The following is a 1,951-nucleotide window of genomic DNA, read 5'->3' as shown; positions in this document are numbered from 1 at the left end:
GTAAATCCATTGAGCACCTCCATCTTTACGCTTATGAAGTAACAAGCCGGCACCATCATTATATTTGCCAGCTCCCAATGTTGCGACAGCTCTTGCATTAAGACGGTTCATAAGAGCCATTTTTAGTCCTTTCTTATACAAATTTTATCCATACACTCATCCCACTTGTTATGTACAAATGAGTGGTTTTAGTTGATTCAAGATAAACAGATTTGAAATGAGAGAATCTTACGTTATTCGGGATTCTAATTCAATATGAATAACGCTATATTATCATTATAAATCAATGTGTTATCTGAGTTCTGATCAACATCATAAGTTTGCATTGGAGTGTAAGGACCATGTTTCTTTAGAGCCTTTGTTATCATCAGAGCAGCAAGGAACGCCGGTTTGTTACAGTTATTTTGATAGGAAATTACATCTTTATCCCACGCCGGATAAAGCCTATCAGATTCAACTCATTCTCTCTCCATTGCGTTTATCAGAGATAGAGAGTGTTGATGAGGAGCATCCATGGTTTGTGCACGCGTTTGATTTGATTAAGGCGCGTGCAAAATACGAACTTTACAAGAATATCCTTAAAGAACCCGATTGTGCAACGGCAGCGTACAATGACTTTAACGAACAGTTGCATGAATTGCGTGCAGAGACGTCTCAACGTCATAACGTCACTCGAATAATTCCGACGGATTTCTAATATGGTTTATTTTCCAATCGCTGATTACAGACCAGATGTTGCGGTTGTCAACGGCAGTTTTACGGATATGCTTGTGAATGTTTTACCGGCTGATGGCTGTTACATTCCGATGCCTAATGCAATGGTAGTGTCTCATGCTTTAGAAGAAAAGCCGTTGGGGTGCATAGCCTTTAGAAGTGGCAATGGTGTTAAGATAATCGTAGGAGGAGCCAAAAAGCTTTACAGTTATGATAGTCAAACGAAGGGTTGGAAAGACATAAGTCAAAGTGGTGTGACCTATCAAGCAAATGAAGAGAATAAATGGTCGTTTGCATTATTTGGTGAAACTATTATTGCGGTGAATAAAAATGATAAACCACAAGTCTTTAATACTCATAGCTCTGAACGGTTTGAAGATTTAGGAGGCAATCCCCCGAAAGCAGGATTGGTGAAGGTTTGGGGTGATTTTGTTTGTTTGATGCAATTAACAGATCATCCCAATCGCATCCATTGGTCGGGTTTGAATGATGCAACTCATTGGACGGTAGGTGATAAAGATTGTTATTATCATAATTTTAATGATGGAGAATATGTTCAAGGGGCAACGGAATCGAGCAATCCCCTCGTTTTTTTGCGTTCTGCTATTTATGCTGGTTGTTTTACGCTAGGCTCTAAAGTCCCCTTTATTTTTCAAAAGCTTCAAGACAAGCGCGGAGCGCGCAATGCAGCCTCTATAGCGTGTCGTGGGAGTGATGCTTTTTTTGCTGGTGATGGTGGCTTTTATCAGATGAGTTTGGATGGTCAACTTTTGCCGATAGGCTTTGAGAAGGTTGATAGAACAGTTTTTAAAACCTTTGATAAGTTTGCTCTTGATGAGATGCAAGGGGTTATAGATCCCATTGATAANNAACAGTTTTTAAAACCTTTGATAAGTTTGCTCTTGATGAGATGCAAGGGGTTATAGATCCCATTGATAACCGGATTTACTGGTCCTTAAAGAGAGGCAATAACGAGCAAACGACCTTTGTTTATGATTGGGGATTGCAGAAATGGTCGACGCTACAGGGAAAACCTTTCACGTTGTTTCCAGTATTTACGACAGGTTATACTTTAGAACAGTTAGATGAGATCTCGATCAATCTTGAGTCCTTGCCGGCTTCTTTAGACAGCCCTCGTTGGCAAAGTGGCGCACCCATGCTTGGTGCTTTTGATGATGAAAATCGGCTTGTTATGTTTACGGGAGCACCGATGGAGGCAACGGTTGTTTCGCAAGAA

At 40.4% G+C, this 1,951-nt stretch carries 3 pseudogenes; 2 read left to right on the top strand and 1 reads right to left on the bottom strand.

From position 1 onward, the window contains the following. Nucleotides 1-120, bottom strand: a pseudogene (locus ACFIMS_RS03420) (DUF4102 domain-containing protein); the annotation flags it as partial. 172 nt (nt 121-292) lie between these two features. On the opposite strand from ACFIMS_RS03420, the pseudogene ACFIMS_RS03415 reads away from it, so the two are divergent. Both ACFIMS_RS03415 and ACFIMS_RS03410 read left to right on the top strand, forming a co-directional pair. Next, nucleotides 293-697 (top strand): annotated as a pseudogene (locus tag ACFIMS_RS03415) (hypothetical protein); the annotation flags it as partial. Between the two features lies 1 nt (nt 698). Continuing rightward, nucleotides 699-1,951 (top strand): annotated as a pseudogene (locus ACFIMS_RS03410) (hypothetical protein); the annotation flags it as partial.

Origin of the sequence: Bartonella sp. AP331QHHD (assembly GCF_042195905.1) — a bacterium.
Classification (GTDB): domain Bacteria; phylum Pseudomonadota; class Alphaproteobacteria; order Rhizobiales; family Rhizobiaceae; genus Bartonella.
The sequence above is the reverse complement of the archived record's forward strand: the minus strand, read 5'-3'. Positions and strand labels throughout refer to the sequence as shown.